The organism is Pseudacidovorax sp. DMC4 (assembly GCF_056314265.1).
This window is the reverse complement of record NZ_JBQUYR010000002.1, coordinates 136,192-156,837: the sequence shown is the minus strand read 5'-3', so window position 1 is coordinate 156,837 and position 20,646 is coordinate 136,192. Positions and strand designations below refer to the sequence as shown.

17 protein-coding genes and 2 tRNA genes are annotated in these 20,646 nt (G+C 65.9%); 7 read left to right on the top strand and 12 right to left on the bottom strand.

The window, feature by feature from the left end; translation table 11 throughout:
- Positions 1 to 4: 4 nt before the first annotated feature.
- From ACT54X_RS04385 to ACT54X_RS04375, 3 genes are read right to left on the bottom strand one after another with little or no spacing between them, the layout of a single operon-like run.
- Positions 5 to 1,270, bottom strand: coding sequence for a hypothetical protein (locus ACT54X_RS04385; protein ID WP_476345230.1), 1,266 nt, complete (start codon positions 1,268 to 1,270; stop codon positions 5 to 7).
- A 16-nt stretch (positions 1,271 to 1,286) separates the two neighbouring features.
- Complete coding sequence (locus ACT54X_RS04380; protein ID WP_476345228.1) at positions 1,287 to 2,498, bottom strand: WcaI family glycosyltransferase; 1,212 nt, start codon at positions 2,496 to 2,498, stop codon at positions 1,287 to 1,289.
- A gap of 5 nt (positions 2,499 to 2,503) precedes the next feature.
- Positions 2,504 to 3,895, bottom strand: coding sequence for an undecaprenyl-phosphate glucose phosphotransferase (locus tag ACT54X_RS04375; protein WP_476345226.1), 1,392 nt, complete (start codon positions 3,893 to 3,895; stop codon positions 2,504 to 2,506).
- A gap of 260 nt (positions 3,896 to 4,155) precedes the next feature.
- Here ACT54X_RS04375 and ACT54X_RS04370 point away from each other — a divergent pair, with 260 nt between their 5' ends.
- From ACT54X_RS04370 to ACT54X_RS04360, 3 genes are read left to right on the top strand one after another with little or no spacing between them, the layout of a single operon-like run.
- On the top strand, positions 4,156 to 5,706 hold the full coding sequence (locus tag ACT54X_RS04370; RefSeq protein ID WP_476345224.1) for a fumarate hydratase: 1,551 nt from the start codon (positions 4,156 to 4,158) through the stop codon (positions 5,704 to 5,706).
- A gap of 3 nt (positions 5,707 to 5,709) precedes the next feature.
- Positions 5,710 to 6,510 carry a glutamate racemase gene (murI, locus tag ACT54X_RS04365; protein ID WP_476345222.1) on the top strand — a complete coding sequence of 267 codons (801 nt, stop codon included), beginning with the start codon at positions 5,710 to 5,712 and terminating at the stop codon, positions 6,508 to 6,510.
- A gap of 49 nt (positions 6,511 to 6,559) precedes the next feature.
- Positions 6,560 to 7,345 (top strand): PA3715 family protein, encoded by a 786-nt coding sequence (locus ACT54X_RS04360; protein WP_476345220.1) that lies wholly within the window; start codon positions 6,560 to 6,562, stop codon positions 7,343 to 7,345.
- On the opposite strand, the gene ACT54X_RS04355 is transcribed toward ACT54X_RS04360, so the two are convergent.
- From ACT54X_RS04355 to ACT54X_RS04335, 5 genes are all read right to left on the bottom strand, one after another.
- Positions 7,328 to 8,638 carry an MFS transporter gene (locus tag ACT54X_RS04355; protein ID WP_476345218.1) on the bottom strand — a complete coding sequence of 437 codons (1,311 nt, stop codon included), beginning with the start codon at positions 8,636 to 8,638 and terminating at the stop codon, positions 7,328 to 7,330. The genes ACT54X_RS04360 and ACT54X_RS04355 overlap by 18 nt on opposite strands.
- A gap of 104 nt (positions 8,639 to 8,742) precedes the next feature.
- Entirely contained in the window at positions 8,743 to 9,384 is a 642-nt protein-coding gene (locus tag ACT54X_RS04350) for a DUF6806 family protein (RefSeq protein WP_294373228.1), read from the bottom strand.
- Between the two features lie 26 nt (positions 9,385 to 9,410).
- Positions 9,411 to 9,501 (bottom strand) — tRNA-Leu (locus ACT54X_RS04345).
- 43 nt (positions 9,502 to 9,544) lie between these two features.
- A tRNA-Cys gene (locus ACT54X_RS04340) sits at positions 9,545 to 9,618 on the bottom strand.
- Between the two features lie 104 nt (positions 9,619 to 9,722).
- Positions 9,723 to 10,616, bottom strand: a complete 894-nt coding sequence (locus tag ACT54X_RS04335; protein ID WP_294373225.1) for an NAD(P)-dependent oxidoreductase — start codon at positions 10,614 to 10,616, stop codon at positions 9,723 to 9,725.
- 204 nt (positions 10,617 to 10,820) lie between these two features.
- Here ACT54X_RS04335 and ACT54X_RS04330 point away from each other — a divergent pair, with 204 nt between their 5' ends.
- Genes ACT54X_RS04330 through ACT54X_RS04315 form a run of 4 tightly spaced genes read left to right on the top strand, consistent with a single transcriptional unit; the run spans position 10,821 to position 14,082 of the window.
- Entirely contained in the window at positions 10,821 to 11,876 is a 1,056-nt protein-coding gene (locus tag ACT54X_RS04330) for an acyl-CoA dehydrogenase family protein (RefSeq protein ID WP_294373223.1), read from the top strand.
- Complete coding sequence (locus ACT54X_RS04325; protein WP_476345215.1) at positions 11,873 to 12,658, top strand: PIG-L deacetylase family protein; 786 nt, start codon at positions 11,873 to 11,875, stop codon at positions 12,656 to 12,658. Before ACT54X_RS04330 ends, ACT54X_RS04325 begins: the two co-directional genes overlap by 4 nt.
- A 21-nt stretch (positions 12,659 to 12,679) precedes the next feature.
- Positions 12,680 to 13,315 carry a methyltransferase gene (locus tag ACT54X_RS04320; RefSeq protein WP_476345213.1) on the top strand — a complete coding sequence of 212 codons (636 nt, stop codon included), beginning with the start codon at positions 12,680 to 12,682 and terminating at the stop codon, positions 13,313 to 13,315.
- Positions 13,312 to 14,082 (top strand): glycosyltransferase family 2 protein, encoded by a 771-nt coding sequence (locus ACT54X_RS04315; protein WP_294373217.1) that lies wholly within the window; start codon positions 13,312 to 13,314, stop codon positions 14,080 to 14,082. Before ACT54X_RS04320 ends, ACT54X_RS04315 begins: the two co-directional genes overlap by 4 nt.
- 81 nt (positions 14,083 to 14,163) lie before the next feature.
- On the opposite strand, the gene parC is transcribed toward ACT54X_RS04315, so the two are convergent.
- The 4 genes from parC to ACT54X_RS04295 form a co-directional block, all read right to left on the bottom strand.
- Positions 14,164 to 16,533 carry a DNA topoisomerase IV subunit A gene (gene parC / locus ACT54X_RS04310; RefSeq protein ID WP_294373214.1) on the bottom strand — a complete coding sequence of 790 codons (2,370 nt, stop codon included), beginning with the start codon at positions 16,531 to 16,533 and terminating at the stop codon, positions 14,164 to 14,166.
- 201 nt (positions 16,534 to 16,734) lie between these two features.
- Positions 16,735 to 17,721 carry a lytic transglycosylase domain-containing protein gene (locus ACT54X_RS04305; protein ID WP_294373212.1) on the bottom strand — a complete coding sequence of 329 codons (987 nt, stop codon included), beginning with the start codon at positions 17,719 to 17,721 and terminating at the stop codon, positions 16,735 to 16,737.
- A gap of 194 nt (positions 17,722 to 17,915) precedes the next feature.
- Positions 17,916 to 19,892, bottom strand: coding sequence for a DNA topoisomerase IV subunit B (locus ACT54X_RS04300; RefSeq protein ID WP_476345211.1), 1,977 nt, complete (start codon positions 19,890 to 19,892; stop codon positions 17,916 to 17,918).
- Positions 19,893 to 19,960: 68 nt separating this feature from the next.
- Entirely contained in the window at positions 19,961 to 20,545 is a 585-nt protein-coding gene (locus ACT54X_RS04295; RefSeq protein WP_354321013.1) for a Uma2 family endonuclease, read from the bottom strand.
- Positions 20,546 to 20,646: the final 101 nt, after the last annotated feature.

Genomic DNA, 20,646 nt, shown 5'->3' with positions numbered 1-20,646 from the left:
ATCGCTATCGGATGTAGATAGGGCGCTCGCAGATTTTAAGCAGTCCGAAATATGGAATTATAACAAATATAAATTCCTTTACTGCTTGTGGTAAGTATCCACGAGAGAAGAAGTAGTAGCCGAAGAAGGCGCTGATCAGCCCGATACTTCCAGCCCAAATATCCGAATTGGATGCCCGGATACTTAGCCGCAGTCCGACATCTAGAAAGAAGCAAACAACTAACGTGACGAACAGGACTGCTACAGATATGCCAGCCCAGCCAAACATAACCATAAATTCGCCGATGTATGGATGTGCTGTGCCGCTTGAGAACGCATCGGGAGATCCAAGCCCAGCCATAGCCATAGTCAAATGCGCGCCCGTCGTGCGATCCGGAACGATAAAGCGAGGAAGGAGCTCTTTGAATACATCGATAACTGGACCGAATTGAATTCCTTGGTCCATCTCAATAAAAGATCGAATTATCCCGATTAGTCCGAATATGATATTGCTTTCAGCCATTGCGGCATAGGCAAAGTCAAAATCAGATGCTGCGGTTAAGTCGACGCCACCGAATTTGCTTCTAAGAGTAGTTAGGGCCACGAATACGCCAAGCATAGCAACCGATAAAAGGGCTGCATTAACGATCCTTTTAGCGCTGATTCTTCCTCCATTTTGGTTTAGATAAATGAGCAGGAGGGGAATGGCCAGCAAGACTATTCTGTACCGCAGTCCAAGATATAGCGTATACGCGACGAATAGCCCTATAAGGATAATATTATTTTTGTTAAAGCCTTTGATCGCTACCAACGCGACAAGTGCAGGAATAAATGCATCGGACATCTGGTAAAAGATGAGAAAGGCGCCGCCACGCTCAACTTCGCCATAGGTATAGGCATCTCTTGCAAGCACGAGCACTAGCAATGCCAGAACTCCGGCAAAGCCCAGTATGATTTTTGCGTACCGACCCCCCTTATTTGTAAGGCGGCTACTGATCGCCTCGCTGGGTGACGAGTATTTATAGCTTTTCTTTCTTATTGACCAATATAATTTAATAGCGATTATTTGAAAGAAGACGGCTGAAACGACGGCCAAGGCAGCCACGTCAATATAGTCGCCCCAGTAAACGCCTAAAAAGTAGCCGCCTTCAATGTTCTGCCAGTAGAAGGCAGATAAAACGCCGTAATAGAGCGAACAAACAGTTAACACTAGAAAAAGCGGCCGAAGTCTATGCTTTTTCACAGCCATCACTGTTGAGGCGATAAATAATATAATTATGAATGCTTGCACGCTAATCTCTAGTTGCTTATTCAGTGAGCAGCTTTTCGAAATTTGCTAGGATCGCATCAGCACTAAGATGCTGCTCTGCGAATTGCCTTGACTTACGGCCTAGCTCCTTTCGGAGTTCTGGTTGGCGCGCTAATCTGAGAAGATTGTCCGCCATGGCAGCAGCATCATTGGGCGCACTCAATATTCCGACCTGCTCTATAACCTCTGCCAATTCTGACCCCGGACGTGCGGTGCTGAGCACTGGTCGTCCGCTAGCAAGCATCGCCGAGAGCTTAGAGGGCATGACGAGGTCAGCGACGTTTGGATCTTGCGGCAGCAGATGGACGTCAGCAAGCGCGAGTAAATCTTGGAGTTGCTCTTTCGGCTGTAGCGGCAATAGAAGGAGGCAGTCTAGGCTCTTTGAGGCTTCTTCTAATTTATTCCACAGTACACCGTTCCCGCAAATCACCAACGTGATCGAGCTTGTGTCGCTCTCGACTATCTTTGCGACCTCGACCAATAGCTCTAGACCTTGCTTGGCTCCGAGGGTCCCCGAAAACAGCGCAACAATATTCCCGGCTGGGATGTTAAGAAGGCCGCGATAATAACTAACGTCCTCGGCAGGGTGGATTTCACTTATGTCCACCCAGTTTCTGAACATATAAAGTTTATCGTGTGCAATTCCCTTCGCGGAAATCTTTTCAACCATCTTTTTGGAGATTGTCGAGACCACGTCAGCGCGCGAAAGAAGAAACTTTTCTACTTTAAAAGCTATTTTTTTCAGTAGTGAGCCTTTAAGTAGGCCCATTTCATAGGCTACATCTACCTCAAGATCCTGAATGTGGATCCATTTTTTTGCTCCAGTAACCATTGCGACGAATAGCGCTGCGGGAACCGTCGAGAGTGCGGGCGCACATACCCACACCACGTCCGGTTTCCAGGCAATTTGCTTGAGCATTACGGGAGCAGAGAGCAAGGTAAAGGACAAGAGGTGCAATAGCCGTTTGGCAGCACTAGGCTGTTTCGGCAGCCATAGCGGGCACCGATAAACAGTCAGATTTTCTGCTTCTTCCTTGCTGTAGGAGTTGCTGAATCCGCTTTTAACTTTCCATTCGGGATAGTATGGAGGGGCGGTGACGACGCGAACTTCGTGTTTATGACCTCGAAGACTTTCCACCATTTCGCCGGTGTATTTTCCAATCCCCGTAAGTTCGGGCGCATAATTGATTCCGTAAACTAGTATTCTCATTTATTTTAATAGGCATTTGCGCCAGACCAGCCTTTAAAAGCGGTGCGCCAAATTATCTGGATGTCTAACAAGAAGCTCCAGTTAGTAATATAATAAATATCGCACTCAACACGGCGTACCATTTTTTCTATGGTGTCAGTTTCGCCGCGCCAGCCATTTATTTGAGCCCAGCCCGTGATCCCAGGTTTAACCATATGTCGAAGCATATAGCCGTCGATCTTCTCACTGTAGAATTTATTATGCTCCACGGCATGCGGCCTAGGCCCAACAACCGACATGTCGCCGACTAGCACGTTAATGAATTGAGGGAGCTCATCTAGGCTGGTCTTCCTGAGGAATGAACCAATTGTCGTAATTCGGTCATCTCCCTTTTTCGCCTGGGTCACTCCTGAGTTCTCTTGATGCATTTTCATTGTTCTAAATTTATATATCAGAAATTCTTTTCCCCCTTGGCCCTGGCGGGGTTGACGGAAAAAAATTGGACCCGGGGAGCTTACTTTGACGGCGATTGCGACCGCGGCGAACACGGGAAATAAACAAATAAGAGCCGCGGCAGCGAAGGCGCGGTCGAATATCTGCTTTATTATTCCGTGTATGCCCGGTGATGGCGAGGCATTCAGGTGAACAGCGGTCACTCCCATAAAGTCCTCAAATTTATGACTTAACATCTGCAATGCAGCCAGATCTGGAAGCCATCGAATTTTTAATAGGTCATTTCGCAATAGTTTAATAATTTCTCTCATACGGGATTGCTCTGCGAGCGGTAGCGCGAGCCATACCTCTTCCACTTTACGCGCACGGACGATGCTTTCTACATCTGAAAGGCCTGAAATTAGCTCGACATCATCCTTTTTTTGGGCGCGATATTCAGTGTCAAATATATATTGAATTTGAAACCCGACATCCGGGTAGAGCCTTGTGCGGCGATGAACTAACCGGCCAAGTGGCCCATACCCAATTAGCAGAACTCTTTTGAGATTGTATCCCTGTCGACGCGCAGTTTTAAGAAATTGGCTGATAGCCCAACGGAATAATGCGAGCGCAAACCAGGCGTAGAATATCCAGCCAATTAGCCATTTTCTGGAAATTGAACCTCCGCCCAATAAAAAGAACAAGGCAGCCACAACTATCAGGCACACAACGAACCAAGCGATCGTTGTCCTAATGATTAGTGAACTAAAGGGCGTCCCCCGCCATGAGCGGTAGACGTCCATCATGGGAAAGGCGATGTAAGTCAGCAATCCTGCCGCCACGCTGGCTATCGTAAATAGTGCATGATTTTGCGAGACCGGAGAAAAGTCATAGATCGACCATTTAATGGCGATCCAACCTGTCAGCGTGATGATCACGCTATCCGCCACCCGAGTGGCAGCGCTGCGCATGTGCGGATTCTGCATAGGACCCTCTTCTTTTTCTTCTTAAAAACCAGGAATCGAAAAGGCGGTTGAGCAGGTCTTCATTTCCGTTCCAATGACTTTCTCGGGATGTCGAACGATTCGTTCGATGCCCTAAGGTTTTTTGCTGGGCGCCCACCTTTCGGTTCGGCGTGCATTCAGTGTTGGTTCGGTTTGCTCAAGAACCCGCTATGGTTCCGTGGCAAGGCTGCCGGCATTCGGCCGATAATCTGCAGTTCCCCACGGTACTTTCCCTTTCTGTCATGACAACGATCCGACAAAACGACCTGATCGATTCGATCTCTGCCGCGCTTCAGTACATCAGCTACTACCACCCCGCCGACTACATCGCCCATCTGGCCAAGGCCTATGAGCGCGAACAGAGCCCGGCGGCCAAGGACGCGATGGCCCAGATACTCACCAATAGCAAGATGAGCGCCACCGGCCACCGTCCCATTTGCCAGGACACGGGCATCGTGAACGTTTTTCTTAAGGTCGGGATGGACGTGCGTTGGGAAGGCTTTACGGGCAGCCTCGACGACGCCATCAACGAAGGCGTGCGCCGCGGCTACAACCACCCCGACAACATGCTGCGCGCCTCGGTGGTGGCCGATCCGCAATTCGCCCGCAAGAACACCAAAGACAACACGCCGGCCGTGATCTTCACGGAGATCGTTCCGGGCAACACCGTCGACGTGACGGTGGCGGCCAAGGGCGGCGGCAGCGAGAACAAGAGCAAGATGGTCATGCTCAACCCGGGCGACAGCGTGGTCGACTGGGTGCTCAAGACCGTCCCCACCATGGGCGCCGGCTGGTGCCCGCCCGGCATGCTGGGCATCGGCATCGGCGGCACGGCCGAGAAGGCGGTGCTGATGGCCAAGGAGAGCCTGATGGACAGCCTCGACATGCACGAGCTGCAGGCCAAGTCGGCCCGCGGCGAGGCGCTCACGCAGGTCGAAGAGCTGCGCCTGGAGCTGTACGAGAAGGTCAACGCCCTGGGCATCGGCGCGCAGGGCCTGGGCGGCCTGGCGACGGTGCTGGACGTCAAGATCAAGATGTACCCCACGCACGCGGCCAGCAAGCCGGTGGCGATGATTCCCAACTGTGCGGCCACGCGGCATGCGCACTTCGTGCTCGACGGCTCGGGCCCGGCGTACATCGATCCGCCCTCGCTCGACCTGTGGCCCAAGATCGACTGGGCACCCGACTACAACAAGAGCAAGCGGGTCGACCTGAACACCCTCACGCCCGAAGTCGTCGCCAGCTGGAAGCCGGGCGACACGCTGCTGCTCAACGGCAAGATGCTGACGGGCCGCGATGCCGCGCACAAGCGCATCCAGGGCATGCTGGCCAAGGGCGAGAAGCTGCCGGTGGACTTCACCAACCGCGTCATCTACTACGTGGGCCCGGTCGATCCGGTGGGCGACGAGGCCGTGGGCCCCGCCGGCCCGACGACCGCCACGCGCATGGACGGCTTCACCGAGATGATGTTGGCGCAGACGGGCCTGATCGCCATGATCGGCAAGGCCGAGCGCGGCCCGGTGGCCATCGAAGCCATCCAGAAGCACAAGAGCGCGTACCTGATGGCCGTGGGCGGCGCCGCCTACCTGGTGAGCAAGGCGATCAAGCAGGCCAAGGTGGTGGGCTTCGAAGACCTGGGCATGGAAGCCATCTACGAGTTCGACGTGGTCGACATGCCCGTGACCGTGGCCGTGGACGCCGGCGGCACCAGCGCGCACATCACCGGCCCGGCCGAGTGGAGCAAGCGCATCGCCACGGGCGAGTTCAAGGGCATCGAGGTGGCCTCGGCCTGAGCGATGGACCGCTGCGCGCCGGTGGGCGTTTTCGACAGCGGCGTGGGCGGCCTGAGCGTGCTGGCGGCCCTGCAGGCACGGCTGCCGCACGAGCGCTTTGTCTACTACGCCGACACGGCGTACGCGCCCTACGGCGAGCGGGGCGACGCCTTCGTGGCCGAGCGCACGCTGCAGGTGGCCGGCCAGTTGGTGCGCGAGCACGGCGTCAAGGCGCTGGTGGTGGCCTGCAACACGGCCACCGCGGCGGCCATCCATCTGCTGCGCGCGGCTTGGCCCGGTATGCCGATCGTGGGGGTGGAGCCGGCCCTCAAGCCGGCGCTGGCTGTCTCGCGCACGGGCCGGGTGGCGGTGCTGGCCACGCGCGGCACGCTGGCCAGCGCCAAGTTCGGCACGTTGGTGGAGCGCGTGGCCGGCCCGGGCCATGAGGTGCGCCCGGTGCCCTGCGACGGGCTGGCCGACGCCATCGAGCAGGACGACCAGGCCGCCATCCGCGCCCTCTGCACCCGCTACATCGCCGAGGCTGGACCGCTCGGAATTGATGAAGGTCAAGCCGACGTCGTCGTCCTCGGTTGCACGCACTACCCCTTCGCCCAGGGCCTGATGGCCGGGCTGGCAGGGAGTGATGTTCGTTTTGTGGAAACCGGGGAACCTGTCGCTCGTCACACTGTTCGTCTGCTGGATGCGGCCGGACTGGCCCGCGCGGACGGGCCCGGCGGCTTGGCGCTGCTCAGCAGTGGAGACTGTGAAAATTTGCATCGGGCGGTTCGACGTTGGCTGATGGGCTCGACCGCAGTCAGCAGCTGAAGCCGGCTTGGTGCGCCGATGCGCCACTCTGGCGCGGCGATGATACGAGATGGTGCAAAGGTTTTTGACGTTGTTTCTGGTGGTGACATTCCTGTGCGCGCCTGCTATAGCTGCAGCAGCGTGCGACACGGGTTTGGCTGAACGGATGCAAGCGAAACTGCATCCCCTACGTGTAATCGATCATTCATTAACGGCCTGCAAGAGTTTCTCCACATTTGTCAGCAAGACGATAGTTGCGTTGCCACTTCAAAACGGTGTCAGCGACAAGGGGGCGCGCACGCTTGACGTCGAGCTGCTGTTGGTGCAGAGGCCGGACAACGGAAATACCGAGCGCGACACGGTGGCGGCGCGGCTTTTTCTGCCGGAGCTGCTGGTGGAAGACGCACGCCTTCGCATTCAGGAACTGCGGCTGGACATGGGCCGCTATGTGCTGGCGAGCGGCGAGCGCGCCTTTGGCCTGCGCGTGCTGTACCGGGGCGACGATCCGGCCCGGCCGTACAGCGTCGAGACGCTGCGGCTTTTCGTCGTGCAGGGCAAGACGATCCGCCCGGTGCTGGACGAACTGGTGATGCAGCGCGACAGCGGCGAGTGGGACTTGAGCTGCCACGGCCGCTTCGAGGAGCTGCGCACTCAGCTCACCACGCAGCCGCCACCCGCCCGACCTGCCGGCGCGTGGGCCGAGCTGCTGGTGCGACGCAGCCTGGTGGTGCGGCAGATGGCCGTCGACGAGAACGGCCAATGCGCCGAGCGTGCCGCGGCGCCGCGCTACACCTCGGTGATGCTCAAGGCGCGGGACGGGCGCTACCCGATCCCGCCCTCACTGCGCGCGCCCTGAGACGCCAAGCGCAGCCGCCCTGCCCCGCCGCATGTCGATGGGCAGCAGCAGCACCAGCCCACCCACGAACAGCACCGTCGTCGCCATGATGGCCACCCGCTGGTTGCCGCCCGCGGCCCAGGTGATGGCCCCGTACGACAGCGGCCCGACGATGCTGGCCAGGCGCGTGGCGAAGGTCCACAGCCCGAAGAACTCCGCCAGTTGCGCCTGCGGCGCCAGCACGCCCGTCATGGCGCGCCCGGCCGACTGGCTGGCGCCCATGGCCAGCCCCGCGATGGTGGCCGCCACCCAGAACAGCCCCTTGCCCTGCGCCAGCGCCGCCAGCACGCAGACGGCGATCCACGCGACCAGCGTGATCGCCAGCGTGGGCCGGTGGCCCAGCCTGTCCTGCAGGTAGCCAAGGCCGAAAGCGCCTGCCGCGGCGGCGATGTTGAGCACGAAGATGAGGGCCATCGTCTCCTGCGTCTTGAAGCCGATCACCTGCTCGGCATAGATGGCCGCCAGCGCAATGGCCACGGCCACGCCGCCCTGGTAGCAGACCGTGCAGGCCAGCACCCACATGAAGTCGCGGTACTGCCGCGCCTGCGCGAAGGTGTGGCGCAATTGCCGCCACGCGCCGATGCCGCGGTCGGGCTCGGGCTGCGCCCGCTCGGGCAGCCCCGCAAAGGTGGCGCTGGCGGCCAGTGCGTACACGCCCGCGGTCACCAGCAGCGTGACAGGCACGAACTGCGCCGCAGGCACCCCGCGCGCCTGCGCCCACAGCACATAGCCCAGGCAAAGACCGAGCGTGAGCATGCCGCCCACGTAGCCGAAGGCCCAGCCCCAGCCGCTGACCTTGCCCATGCCCTCGGCCGTGGCCAGCTCGGGCAGGAAGGCGCCGGTGAGCGATTCGCCGTACGAGTAGAAGGTGTTGGACACGGCCACCAGCAGCATCGCCACCGCCACGCCGGCCGCGCCATGCACCGTGGGCGTCAGGGCCAGGGCCGCGGTGCTGAGCACGCAGGCGGCGGTGCTGAGCATGAGCACCCGCTTCTTGGCGGCGCGCCGGTCGGCCCAGGCGCCAATGGCCGGCATGGTGAGCATGACCACCGCATACGACAGGCTCAGCGCCGAGGTCCAGGCCAGCGTGGCCCAGGGCGCACCGCCCGCGATGCCGCCGACGAAGTACGCGGCATACACGGCCGTGATGACGACGGTGGTGTAGCCCGAGTTGGCGAAGTCGTACATGGCCCAGGCCAGCACTTCGCGCTTGCGCACGCCAGGGCAGAGGGCGGAGGAAGGAAAGAGGGGCATGGCGGCGCGCGCAGGAGTGTGGGCGGAGGCCCAGGATAGCGGCGCGCTGCGACAGAAACGACGATGCCCGCCAGGGCGGGCATCGGAGGCGCTGACGCGAAGACTCAGTGCAGGTGGCGCGGCCGGCGTCCACCGCCATGGCCACCGGCACCAGGGCCACCGCTGCTGCCACCACCGCGGGGCGGGCGGCCGATTTCGAGCGAGTTGACCAGGGCGTCGAAGCGATCGCTGAAGAGCTTGTCGATCTCGGCGACCACGCCACCGAGTTCGGCGCCGTCGAAGTGGCGCTCCATGAGGTGCACCACGTCTTCCACCAGCAGGTCGCGCTGCACCTGCATGATGGCGGCGGGGTTGGGGCCCACGAAGAGCATGACGAAGTCGTCGCGGGAATCGGCCTCGGGGTCGCCGTCTTCCTCTTCGTCGAACTCGGTGTCGTAGAAGCTCACCTCGATGGCGGCGCCCTGCTCGGTCAGTTCGTTCAGGGCCATGCACATCTCGTCGAGGGCCTGGCGGAAGTCTTCGTCGCCGGTGATGGTCCAGCAGACCTGGAGCATGCGCTCCTTGGCGTCGAAGCGGATGCCGGGCTCTTCTTCGTAGGCGCTGGTGGCGCCGTCGGCCAGGGACTTGGCGCCGGCGTACGTCCACAGGGGCTTGAGCGCTTCCTGGATCTGGGCGTAGGTGACATCCGCGCGCATGGGCACATCGCCGTGCACATGGATTTCGAATGGAGCGTTGTAGCGAGGCATGAGCAGCTCCCTGTTCTGTGTGAAGGTGGTGCCCGGAACCGGGGTCGAACCGGTATGCCGTCTTTCAACGGCGACGGATTTTAAGTCCGCTGTGTCTACCAATTTCACCATCCGGGCGGCGTGGGCGGACGATAGCAGGAGCGTCGACGAGGGTGTGGGGTGGAGGCGCGATCCGGAGTCGAACCGGACTGACCGGATTTGCAATCCGGGGCATAACCGCTTTGCTATCGCGCCGCTGGGAGACCTTCGGTACAGGTGAGGCGGCGAGCGCCTGCTGCAGTTCCGAAGAGCCTCGCAGTATATAGCGTTTTCTGGCCGTTTCCGAAGCTGCCGACAGCTCAGCGTGCCTTGCCGCCAGACTCCGCCAGCAAGGCCACCAGTTCGGGCACCAGGCGCTGCACGCCGCCCTGCTCCACGGCGCCGGCATAGGTGCCATACACGGCCTCGGCAATGCGCTGCGCAGCGTCGAAGCCGTGGGCCATCTGCGTGTAGTAGCCCAGGTCTTTCTGCGCGTTGGACATGGCAAAGCGCAGGCCGCTGGCGTCGCTGTTCAGGATGAAGGGCTTGAGCCGCTCCAGCGCCACGCCACCGCCGCCGCCCTTGGCGAGCACGTCGACGAAGACGTCGGCGGACACGCCTGCACGCCGCGCGCAGGCGGCGGCCTCGGCGATCAGCGCCACCGAGCCCAGCGAGACGTAGTTGTGCAGCAGCTTCATGCCGTGGCCGGCACCCACGCCGCCGGCGTGCGTGATGTTCTCGGCAAAGCAGGCCAGCAGCGGCCGGCATTCGTCGAACAGCGCCGCGTCGCCGCCCACCAGCAGGTTGAGCCGGCCTTCGGCCGCTTCCTTGGGCGTGCGGGTCATGGGCGCGTCCAGGAAGCGGCCGCCGGCCTGCTGCACGGCCTTGGCCATGCGCAGCGTCGAATCGGGGATGGAGGTGGAGCAGTCGATGATGACCGTGCCGGGCTTGATGGCCTTGAGCAGGCCGCCGTCGCCGACGAGCACGGCCTCGACCTGCGGCGAGCCGGTCACGCAGAGGATGACGTAATCGGCGTCGGCCACCAGCGCGGCGGGCGTGGCCGCCGTGCGGACGCCGGCGGCCAGCAGGGCATCGAGGGGCTGGTTGCCCGGGTGCTCCAGCACGGTGAGCTGGTGGCCGTGCTTCACCAGGTTGGTGGCAATGCCGTGGCCCATCAGGCCGATGCCGATCATGCCGAGGCGAAGGGGGTTCATGCGGAGGATCTCCAATGGGATGCAGGGCGACGAGAAAAAGTCGCAGCCCGCCATTGTGCGGGGTCGCCCGCCCGCGCACCGGCCGGCACTGAGGCGGGCAGCCCGACCGCACGCGCGCCTACACCGCCAGCGCACCCGCACCGACCAGCGCCGCCCGCGCGGACCGACCGCCCGCCGACCGCTACGCACGTACTGTCCTTTCCAATGACCGCTGCGCTCTTCTCATCGTCGCCCCTGGCAGAACCGCCCGAGCGGGTACTCGGCCGGCTGGTGGAAGACTCGGGCACGGCCGCATTGACGCTGGACCATCTGGTCGGCCAAGGGCTGGACGCGCTGCCCCTGCCCGGCCATGGCAGCACGCTGCTGCGCTGGCAATGGCTGGCGGCCGTGGCAGGCCACGACCTCAATCTCGCCAAGCTGTACGAAGGCCACACCGACGCGCTCGCCATCCTGGACGAGCTGCGTGGTCCGCCCCGACCCGAAGGCAGCCTGTGGGGCACCTGGTGCGCCGAGCCCCCCAGCGCCCGGCTGCGCTTCGAACAGGCGCCGGGCGGCCAGTTGCGGCTGCACGGGCCCAAGGCTTGGTGCTCGGGCGCCCGGCAGCTCACCCATGCGCTGGTGAGCGGCTGGTACGACGACGGCCAGCCCGGGCTCGCGGCCGTGGAGATGCACGCCCCGGGCGTGACCATCGGCAGCCAGCACTGGCACGCCGTGGGCATGGGCCCGACGGACACGGCCCAGGTGGATTTCGACGGCGTGCTCGCCACGCCCGTGGGCGCGCCGGGCGACTACGTGAACCGGCCCGGTTTCTGGCATGGCGGCGCGGGCATAGCCGCCTGCTGGTGGGGTGCCGCGGCCACCGTGGCGGTGCGCATGCGCAAGCACCTGCGCCAGGGCCGGCCCAACGCGCACCAGCAGGCGCATCTGGGCGCGGCCGAAGCGCTGCTGTGCGCCTGCGCGGCGCTGTTGCGCGAAAGCGCTTCCTGGATCGACACCCATCCCACCGACGACGCCCAGGCCACGGCCCTGCGCGCACGGCTTGCCGTCGAGCATGCGGCGAGCATGGTGATGCAGCACGCAGGCCGCGCGCTGGGCGCAGGCCCGCTGTGCACCGACGCGCGCCTGGCGCGCCTGATGGCGGACCTGCCCGTGTTCATGCGCCAGAGCCATGCCGAGCGGGACGAAGCCGGGCTTGGCATGCTGGCCCTTTTGGCCGACGACGGGACGCCTGCCGCCTTCGGCGGCTGGTGCGCGCTGTGAACGGCGCCGTCCTGGCCGAGCCGCCTGCCACGCGCCATATCGGCCCGGGCGAAGGCACGCCCGAATGGCAATGGGCGCGCTGCAGCCGCCTCGCGGCCGTGCCCTTCGCGCAGTTCAGCGACCTGGTGCCGGCCGATGCCCGGGCCGTGGTGGTGGCACCACATCCCGACGACGAAGTGCTGGCCGCGGGCGGCCTGCTGGCGCTGGCGACGCAGATCGGCCGCTCTATCGCGCTGGTGGCCGTCACCGATGGCGCGGCCAGTCACCCGGCCTCGCGCCTGTGGCCGGCCGAGCGCCTGGCCGCGGAGCGCCCGCGCGAGACGCTGGCCGCGCTGGCGGCCCTGGGCGCGCATCCGCAGGCGCTGGTGCGCCTGGGCCTGCCCGACGGCGGGCTCGCCGCGCAGGAGGCGGAACTCGCCCGCCAGTTGCAGGCGGTGCTGCGTCCGCGCGACGTGGTGATCACCACCTGGCAGTTCGACGGACATCCCGACCACGAAGCCACTGGCCGTGCCGCCGCGCAGGCGGCCCGCGCCGTCGGCGCCCGCTGCCTGCAGGCACCCGTGTGGGCCTGGCACTGGGCTCGCCCGGGTGACGCGCGCATGCCTTGGGCGCGCGCGCAGCGCCTGCCCCTGCCGGCCGCCATCGCCCGCCGCAAGCAGGCGGCCATGCGCGCCTTCGCGAGCCAGTTGGCGCCCGACCCGAGCACCGGTGCCGGGCCCGTGCTGCGCGCCACGACCGTGGCGCGCGCCGATCGTCCCTTCGAGGTGTTCTTCCTGCCCTGAGAGTCCGGAAAGCCGCTTGTGATGTCCTCCTTCCATGCCCATCCCGCCGCCGATCTCCCGGAGAGCGGGCAGCGCTATTTCGACGGCATCTATGCGCAGCAGGACGACCCCTACGGCCTGCGCACCCGCTGGTACGAGCGCCGCAAGCGCGACGTGCTGCTGGCCGCCCTGCCCCGCCCGCGCTTCCGACGCGCCTACGAACCCGGCTGCGGTGCCGCGGAGCTGAGCGCCGCACTCGCCACGCGTTGCGACGCCCTGTTGTGCAGCGACTTCCATCCCCGCGCGGTGGTCACGGCCGCCCGGCGCCTGTCCGGCCAGCCCCATGTGCGGGTCGAACAGCGCACGCTGCCGCAGGACTGGCCGGCGGCCGAGCGTTTCGACCTCATCGTGCTCAGCGAAGTGAGCTACTTTCTGCCCCGCATCGACGTGGCCCGCGTGGCGCACTGCTGCGCCGCCACGCTGGCGCCCGACGGCGTGCTGGTGGCCTGCGACTGGCGGCCGGACTTCGAGGGCCGCCGCACCGCCACCGCCGAAGTGCACCGCGTGCTGGAAGGACTGGGCTTGTACCGCGTCGTACGACACGAGGAAGACGACTTCCTGCTGCACGTGTGGCAGCGCGAGCGCCGCTCCGTGGCGCAGCAGGAGGGCGTGCGTTGATCGGCGTGGCCATCCCGGCCCATGACGAAGAGGCCCACATCGCCGCCACGCTGGCCGCCGTGCGCGTTGCGGCGGCCCATCCGGACCTGCAGGGCGAGGCGGTGCGCGTGGTGGTGGTGCTGGACGCCTGTGCGGACGACACCGCCCGGCTGGCCCGCCATGCCGGCGCCTGGACGCTGCCCATCGAGGCGCGCAACGTCGGCACGGCGCGAGCCACCGGCGCCGACTGGCTGCTGGCGGCCGGCGCGCGCTGGCTGGCCTTCACTGATGCGGACACGCGCGTCGATGCGCGCTGGCTGGCCGCGCAACTGGCGCTGCAGGCCGACGCCGTGTGCGGCAGCGTGGCCGTGGACGACTGGTCGGCGCACGGCCCCCTGGCCGACCGGCTGCAGGCCCACTTCGACCACCACTACCGCGACGCCGACGGTCACCGCCACATCCATGGCGCCAACCTGGGCGTGAGCGCCGAGGCCTACCGGCGCGCTGGCGGCTTTGCGCCGCTGCGCTGCAGCGAGGACGTGGCGCTGGTCGACGCGCTGGCGCGCACCGGCGCCCGCATCGCCTGGAGCGCCCTGCCCCGCGTGTGGACCAGTGCCCGCCCGCAGGCGCGTGCGCGCGGCGGCTTCGGCGACACGCTGCTGGCGATGGCGCGCAGCCTCAGCGAGGTCCTGCCCGCCGTTCCCGTGCCCGACGTTGCTGACGTGTCTCCGTCGCTCGGCGCGCGGCTTCTTCCTTCTCCCGCTTGCGCTCGCGCCGCCGTGCGCTGAGCTTGCGGCCGAGCCAGAAACTCACGAGGCCGGCCACGGCGCCGAGCACCAGGCCGAGGGTGCTGAAGTCGATGCCACCCATCACAGCACCCTTTGGACCCAGTCGGGCGTAAAGGTGAACGAACCCGGCTTGCCCTTGCGGCCACGCGTGCCGCCCGCGTTGTTGAGCGTTCGGATGTCCAGCTGCTCGTCGCGCCGCTTGCCGCGGAAGTCGCCCTCGATGCGGATGCTGCGGGTGTAGGCCGCCGCGCCCGCGAGGCGCGCCTTGGGCGCGAGGTCCATCAGCGTGAGGCCGCGGCCGCCCTTGGGCAGCAGCTTCAATTCGGCAATGTCGAAGGTCAGGATCTGCCGGTCGCTCGCCACGCAGCACACATGGGTGGCAGCGGGCAGCGGCTCGGTGCCCGCCGCGCCGCCCACCAGGCTGGGGCGGCACAGCTGGTCGCCCTCGGCCACGTCCATGAAGGCCTTGCCGCTGCGGTGCCGCGACATCATGTGCTCGATGGCGGCGATGAAGCCGAAGCCGCCCGTGCTCGACAGCAGCAGCTGCGCCGTCGGCGGACCGGCAAAGAAGTGCGACACCTGCGTGCCGGCCTCCAGCTCGATCATGGTGGTGACGGGCTGCCCATCGCCGCGCCCGCCCGGCAGGCTGGCGACGGGAACGGTGTAGACCCGCACCGAGCCGCCCTTGGCGGTGCCGAAGACCAGCAGCGTGTCCACCGTGCGGCATTCGAAGGCGCCGTACAGGCTGTCGCCGGCCTTGAAGGCGTAGTCGGCCTTCTCCGGGTTCCAGCCCTTCTGCGTGCGCACCCAGCCCTTCTGCGACACGATCACCGTCACCGGCTCGTCCAGCACCTTGACCTCGGCCACGGCGCGCTTGTCGGCCTGGATCAGCGTGCGGCGCGGGTCCTCGAAGGTCTTGGCGTCATGCTCGATCTCCTTGACCAGCAGGCGGCGCAGCGCGGCCGGGCTGCCCAGGATCTCCTCGAGCTTCTTCTGCTCGTCGCGCAGCTTGGCCAGCTCCTGCTCGATCTTGATGGCTTCGAGCCGGGCCAGCTGGCGCAGGCGGATCTCGAGGATGTCCTCGGCCTGCCGGTCGCTGAGGTTGAAGCGGGCGATGAGCGCGGCTTTCGGGTCTTCCGCCGCGCGGATGATGGCGATCACCTCGTCGATGTTGAGCAGCACCAGCTGCCGGCCTTCGAGGATGTGGATGCGGTCCAGCACCTTGTCGAGCCGGAAGCGCGAGCGGCGCTCCACGGTACGGGCGCGGAAGGCGATCCACTCTTCCAGCATCTGGCGCAGCGACTTCTGCGTCGGCTTGCCGTCCAGGCCCACCTGCGTGAGGTTGATGGACGACGAGGTTTCCAGCGAGGTCTGCGCCAGCAGCGTGGCGATGAACTCTTCCTGCGGAATGCGCGAGGTCTTGGGCTCGAAGACCAGGCGCACCGGCGCGTCCTTGCTGGACTCGTCGCGCACGGCGTCCAGCACGGCCAGCAGCGCGGCCTTGACCTGCTGCTGCTCGGTGGTCAGCGCCTTCTTGCCGGCCTTGACCTTGGGGTTGGTCAGCTCCTCGATCTCTTCGAGCACCTTCTGGTTGCTCACGCCCGGCGGCAGCTCGGTGACCACCACCTGCCACTGGCCGCGGGCCAGTTCCTCGATCTTCCAGCGTGCGCGCACCTTGAGCGAGCCGCGGCCGGTGCGGTAGGCGTCGGCGATGTCGGCCGCGCTGCTGATGATCTGCGCGCCGCCGGGGTAGTCGGGGCCGGGGATGAGGGCGAACAGCTCCTCGTCGCTGAGCTGGCCGCCGGCCTTGATCAGGGCCACGCAGGCGTCGGCCACCTCGCGCAGGTTGTGGCTGGGGATCTCGGTGGCCAGGCCCACGGCGATGCCGCTGGCGCCATTGAGCAACACGAAGGGCAGGCGCGCCGGCAGCTGGCGCGGCTCGTCGGTGGAGCCGTCGTAGTTGGGCACGAAGTCCACCGTGCCCTCGTCGATCTCGTCCAGCAGCAGCGAGGTGATGCGCGCCAGCCGCGCCTCGGTGTAGCGCATGGCCGCCGCGCCGTCGCCGTCGCGGCTGCCGAAGTTGCCCTGGCCGTCGATCAGCGGGTAGCGCTGGGCGAAGTCCTGCGCCATGCGCACCAGCGCGTCGTAGGCAGCCTGGTCGCCATGCGGGTGGAAGCGGCCGAGCACGTCGCCGACCACGCGCGCACTCTTGACAGGCTTGGCGCCGACGGTGCCGTTGGCGCCGCCAAAGCCCAGGCCCATGCGCGACATCGAGTACAGGATGCGCCGCTGCACCGGCTTCTGGCCGTCGCACACGTCGGGCAGCGCGCGGCCCTTGACCACGCTCAGCGCGTATTCGAGGTAGGCGGTCTGGGCGTAGTCGGCCAGGGTCAGGCTGTTCGGGTCCTCGGGCTCGGCCAGGGCCTGGGGGGCTTGGGTGTCGTCGTCCATCGTCGTGCGGAAAGTCGGGTTCTGGCGGGCGGCTGCCGGGGGCAGCCGTCAGTCTTGGGGTGGGTTGCGTTCTGCTACGAGCGCTCGAAGCAGAAGGGCGGGCTCAGCGTGAAGGGGGCCATCGCCTCCGAGGCCACCGGGCTGCGGCCTCGGTGCACGAAGCATCCCGCCGAGCGGCGGGCCGGCATCGGTCATGGCGCACTACTCGGCGCCGACGTCGCGCTCGGCAGAGGGCGGCGCAATTTCCATGCGCACGCGCGTGGCGGGCTTGCCGGCGCGGTTCACGCTGGCCGTGAGCACACGCGAAGGGGCCGAGGGCTTGAGGTGCGCATAGAGCTGCATCACCGTCTTCACGTAGTTCTGCGTCTCGCGGTAGTCGGGAATGCGGCGGCCTGCGCGCTGCACGGCGCCCTCGCCCGCGTTGTAGGCAGCCAGGGCGAGTTCCATGCTGCCGTCGAACATCTTGAGCAGGTCGCTGAAGTAGCGGCTGCCGGCGGCGATGTTGATGCGCGGGTCGGTGAGCTTGTGGGCCACCGTCTGCTTGGCGTCGGCACGCACGCCGTAGCGCTCGGCGGTGGCGGGCATCAGCTGCATCAGGCCGACCGCGCCCTTGGGCGAGACGGCGTCGATGTCGAAGCCGGATTCGGCGGCCATCAGTGCGTGCAGCAGCGACTCGTCGAGACCGTGCTTGCGGGCGGCGTCACGCAGGGCAGTCTTCACGGCCGGCGACAGCGGCGGCTTCTCGACCAGCGCCAGCAGGCCCTTGCGCGGCGGCTCGCCGGCGGGAACGGCCGCGGGGGGCAGCGGACGGCGGCGGTCGATGGGATTCCAGCGGCTGTTGAGGACCTCGCCGTCGCGCACGATCAGCTCGTAGCGCTCATCGGCCCGGGTGTCGGCGAAATGCGGCTGGCCCTGGGGATCGAGGTAGCCGTAGACGGTGCCGCTCGCGCCGGCGCCGGTGCGGCGGGTCAGCAGTTGCTGCAGCGCCTGCGCCGCCTCGGCGGGCACCGCGTCGTCGGCGCCGAACCTGCCAGCGGTGTCGTCGCGCAGCACCAGCTGGTAGCGGGCGTCGAGCTTCTCAGCCGAGAAATGGGCGACACCGCGCTCGTCGGTGTAGCCGTAGAGGGCGGCATGGGCGGAACCGGAGACAAAGAAAAGAGCGCCCGCTGCAAAGCCAAGCGCCCGCATCCACTCCCTCTCCCTCTGGGGGAGGGCTGGGGTGGGGGCCAGCACCGCACGGCGCGCCCTATCGGCACTCACACGCTCGGCAGCTTCGACGACGAAGCCAACGCCGCGCCCCATCGAGCGCCCGCGGCCCCTCACCCAGCCTCTCCCCAGAGGGGAGAGGAGCAGAGCCAACACCGCGGCCGGGAATGACGCGCTCATACGTCGATCTCGACGTCGTCCGCGCGCAGTTCCATCAGCTCGCGGCGGGCGGCAGCCTCGCCCTTGCCCATGAGCTTGGTGATCTCGCCCTGCGTGTGGCTGAAGTCCAGCCGACCCAGGCGCACCTGCAGCAGGCGACGGGTGTCGGGGTTGAGCGTGGTCTCCCACAGCTGCTCGGCGCTCATCTCGCCCAGGCCCTTGAAGCGGCTGATGCTCCATTTGCCCTCGGCCACGCCGTCCTTGCGCAGCTTGTCGAGGATGGCGGTGAGCTCGGCCTCATCCAGCGCATAGAACTTGGCGGCCGGCTTCTTGCCGCGGGCGGGCGCATCGACGCGGAACAGCGGCGGCCGCGCCACGTACACATGGCCGGCGTCGATCAGCTTGGGGAAGTGCCGGAAGAAGAGCGTGAGCAGCAGCACCTGGATGTGCGAGCCGTCCACGTCGGCATCGGACAGGATGCAGACCTTGCCGTAACGCAGGCCCGACAGGTCGGGCGTGTCGTTGGGGCCGTGCGGATCGACACCGATGGCCACGGACATGTCGTGGATCTCGGTGTTGGCGAACAGGCGGTCGCGCTCCACTTCCCAGGTGTTGAGCACCTTGCCGCGCAGGGGCAGGATGGCCTGGCATTCCTTGTCGCGGCCCATCTTGGCGCTGCCGCCGGCGGAGTCGCCCTCGACCAGGAAGAGTTCGTTGTGGCCGATGTCGCGGCTCTCGCAGTCGGTGAGCTTGCCGGGCAGCACGGCCACGCCGGAGCCCTTGCGCTTCTCGACCTTCTGGCCGGCGCGCTGGCGCGTCTGCGCGGCCTTGATGGCGAGTTCGGCCAGCTTCTTGCCGTAGTCGACGTGCTGGTTGAGCCACAGCTCCAGCGCCGGCCGCACGAAGCTGGAGACCAGCCGCACCGCGTCGCGCGAATTGAGCCGCTCCTTGATCTGGCCCTGGAACTGCGGGTCGAGCACCTTGGCCGACAGCACGTAGCTGGCGCGGGCGAAGACGTCCTCCGGCAGCAGCTTGACGCCCTTGGGCAGCAGCGAATGCAGCTCGATGAAGCTCTTGACGGCGTTGAACAGGCCGTCGCGCAGGCCGCTTTCGTGCGTGCCGCCGGCGCTGGTGGGAATCAGGTTGACGTAGCTCTCGCGCACCGGCTGGCCTTCTTCGGTGAAGGCCACACACCATTCGGCGCCCTCGCCTTCGGCGAAGGTCTCGGTGTTCTTGTCGGCATGGCCGGCCCCCTCGAAGAGCGGGATCACCGGGTCGGCGGTGAGCGTCTGCATGAGGTAGTCGCGCAGGCCGCCCTTGTAGAGCCACTGCTGCGTCTCGCCGCTCTTCTCGACCGTCAGGCTGACGGCCACGCCGGGCATCAGCACCGCCTTGCTGCGCAGCAGGTGCGTGAGCTCGCCCATGGGAAAGGTGGCCGATTCGAAGTACTTGGCGTCGGGCCAGGCGCGGACGGTGGTGCCCTGCCTGCGGTCGCCGCTGCCCTGCGCGCGCAGCTGCAGCGGCTCGATCACGTCGCCGGCGCCGAAGACGAGGCGGGCCACCTGGCCCTCGCGGTGCGAGACGACTTCGAGCCGCGTCGACAGCGCATTGGTCACCGACACGCCCACGCCGTGCAGGCCGCCCGAGAAGCTGTAGGCGCCGCCCTGGCCCTTGTCGAACTTGCCGCCGGCGTGCAGCCGGGTGTAGACCAGCTCGATGACGGGGGCCTTCTCTTCGGGGTGCAGGCCGAAGGGGATGCCGCGGCCGTCGTCCTCGACGCTGACCGAACCGTCGGTGTGCAGCGTGAGCTTGATCTTCTTGCCGAAGCCCGCCAACGCCTCGTCGGCGGCGTTGTCGATCACTTCCTGGATGATGTGCAGCGGGTTGTCGGTGCGGGTGTACATGCCCGGCCGCTGCTTGACGGGCTCCAGGCCCTTGAGGACGCGGATGGAACCTTCCGAGTAGCCGGAAGGCGTCTTGCTGGGGGTTGCCATGGCGGCGGATTGTAGTCACGGCCCACGGCCGGGACTGGATGCCCATCCAGCCCCTGCGGGAAGCCGCCTCAGGGCAGGCCGGCGAACAGCGCGGCGGCGGGCAGGCGCAGGTCAAGGCAGGCGAGCGGCACCGCCTCGCCCGGCGCCAGCGGCTGCAAGGCCCACAGGCCGTCGGCGCCCTTGCGGTAGAGGTCGATGCCACGTCGATGCGCGTCGATCAGCAGGTATTCGCGCAGCGAGGGCAGCCCGCGGTAATGCGTGAAGCGCACTCCGGGGTACAGGCTGCCGGCCCCGGGCGAAAGCACATCGGCGATGAACACCGGCTCGGCGACCGGCACCCGCCTTTCGCGGGCCGCGCCCGGGCAGCTCACCACCAGGTCGGGGTACAGGTAGGCAGCCGCACCGGGCAGGTACAGCCGCAGGTCCCCCCGATGGACGCGGCATGCGGTGCCGCGCAGATGCGCGCGCAGTGCCGCCGCGAGGTTGGGCGCCACCGCCGCGCGCGGGTCCGCAGCGTCGGCGGGGGCCGGTTCGGCCTCGTCGTGCACCGCGTAGACGCGGCCTTCCACGTACTCGTGCCGTCGTGCCTGGGTCGATTCCCAGGCCAAATAGTCCGCCTCCGTCATGCGCGGCGTGCTGGATGGCTGTGCCATGTTCTTCTCCCTGATCGTCGAGCCGCCGCGATGCTAGCGACAGCAAGGTGCGCACAGACCGCCGACAATGCGCCGCGCCCCTCGCGGGCCGCAATAGATCA

What these genes read in the sequence shown, in the direction of transcription:
- ACT54X_RS04380 (WP_476345228.1), bottom strand. Translation starts at nt 2,498, where the DNA reads ATGAGAATACTAGTTTACGGAATCAATTATGCGCCCGAACTTACGGGG.
- ACT54X_RS04375 (WP_476345226.1), bottom strand. Translation starts at nt 3,895, where the DNA reads ATGCAGAATCCGCACATGCGCAGCGCTGCCACTCGGGTGGCGGATAGC.
- ACT54X_RS04370 (WP_476345224.1), top strand. Translation starts at nt 4,156, where the DNA reads ATGACAACGATCCGACAAAACGACCTGATCGATTCGATCTCTGCCGCG.
- murI (WP_476345222.1), top strand. Translation starts at nt 5,710, where the DNA reads ATGGACCGCTGCGCGCCGGTGGGCGTTTTCGACAGCGGCGTGGGCGGC.
- ACT54X_RS04360 (WP_476345220.1), top strand. Translation starts at nt 6,560, where the DNA reads ATGGTGCAAAGGTTTTTGACGTTGTTTCTGGTGGTGACATTCCTGTGC.
- ACT54X_RS04355 (WP_476345218.1), bottom strand. Translation starts at nt 8,638, where the DNA reads ATGCCCCTCTTTCCTTCCTCCGCCCTCTGCCCTGGCGTGCGCAAGCGC.
- ACT54X_RS04350 (WP_294373228.1), bottom strand. Translation starts at nt 9,384, where the DNA reads ATGCCTCGCTACAACGCTCCATTCGAAATCCATGTGCACGGCGATGTG.
- ACT54X_RS04335 (WP_294373225.1), bottom strand. Translation starts at nt 10,616, where the DNA reads ATGAACCCCCTTCGCCTCGGCATGATCGGCATCGGCCTGATGGGCCAC.
- ACT54X_RS04330 (WP_294373223.1), top strand. Translation starts at nt 10,821, where the DNA reads ATGACCGCTGCGCTCTTCTCATCGTCGCCCCTGGCAGAACCGCCCGAG.
- ACT54X_RS04320 (WP_476345213.1), top strand. Translation starts at nt 12,680, where the DNA reads ATGTCCTCCTTCCATGCCCATCCCGCCGCCGATCTCCCGGAGAGCGGG.
- parC (WP_294373214.1), bottom strand. Translation starts at nt 16,533, where the DNA reads ATGGACGACGACACCCAAGCCCCCCAGGCCCTGGCCGAGCCCGAGGAC.
- ACT54X_RS04305 (WP_294373212.1), bottom strand. Translation starts at nt 17,721, where the DNA reads ATGCGGGCGCTTGGCTTTGCAGCGGGCGCTCTTTTCTTTGTCTCCGGT.
- ACT54X_RS04300 (WP_476345211.1), bottom strand. Translation starts at nt 19,892, where the DNA reads ATGGCAACCCCCAGCAAGACGCCTTCCGGCTACTCGGAAGGTTCCATC.
- ACT54X_RS04295 (WP_354321013.1), bottom strand. Translation starts at nt 20,545, where the DNA reads ATGGCACAGCCATCCAGCACGCCGCGCATGACGGAGGCGGACTATTTG.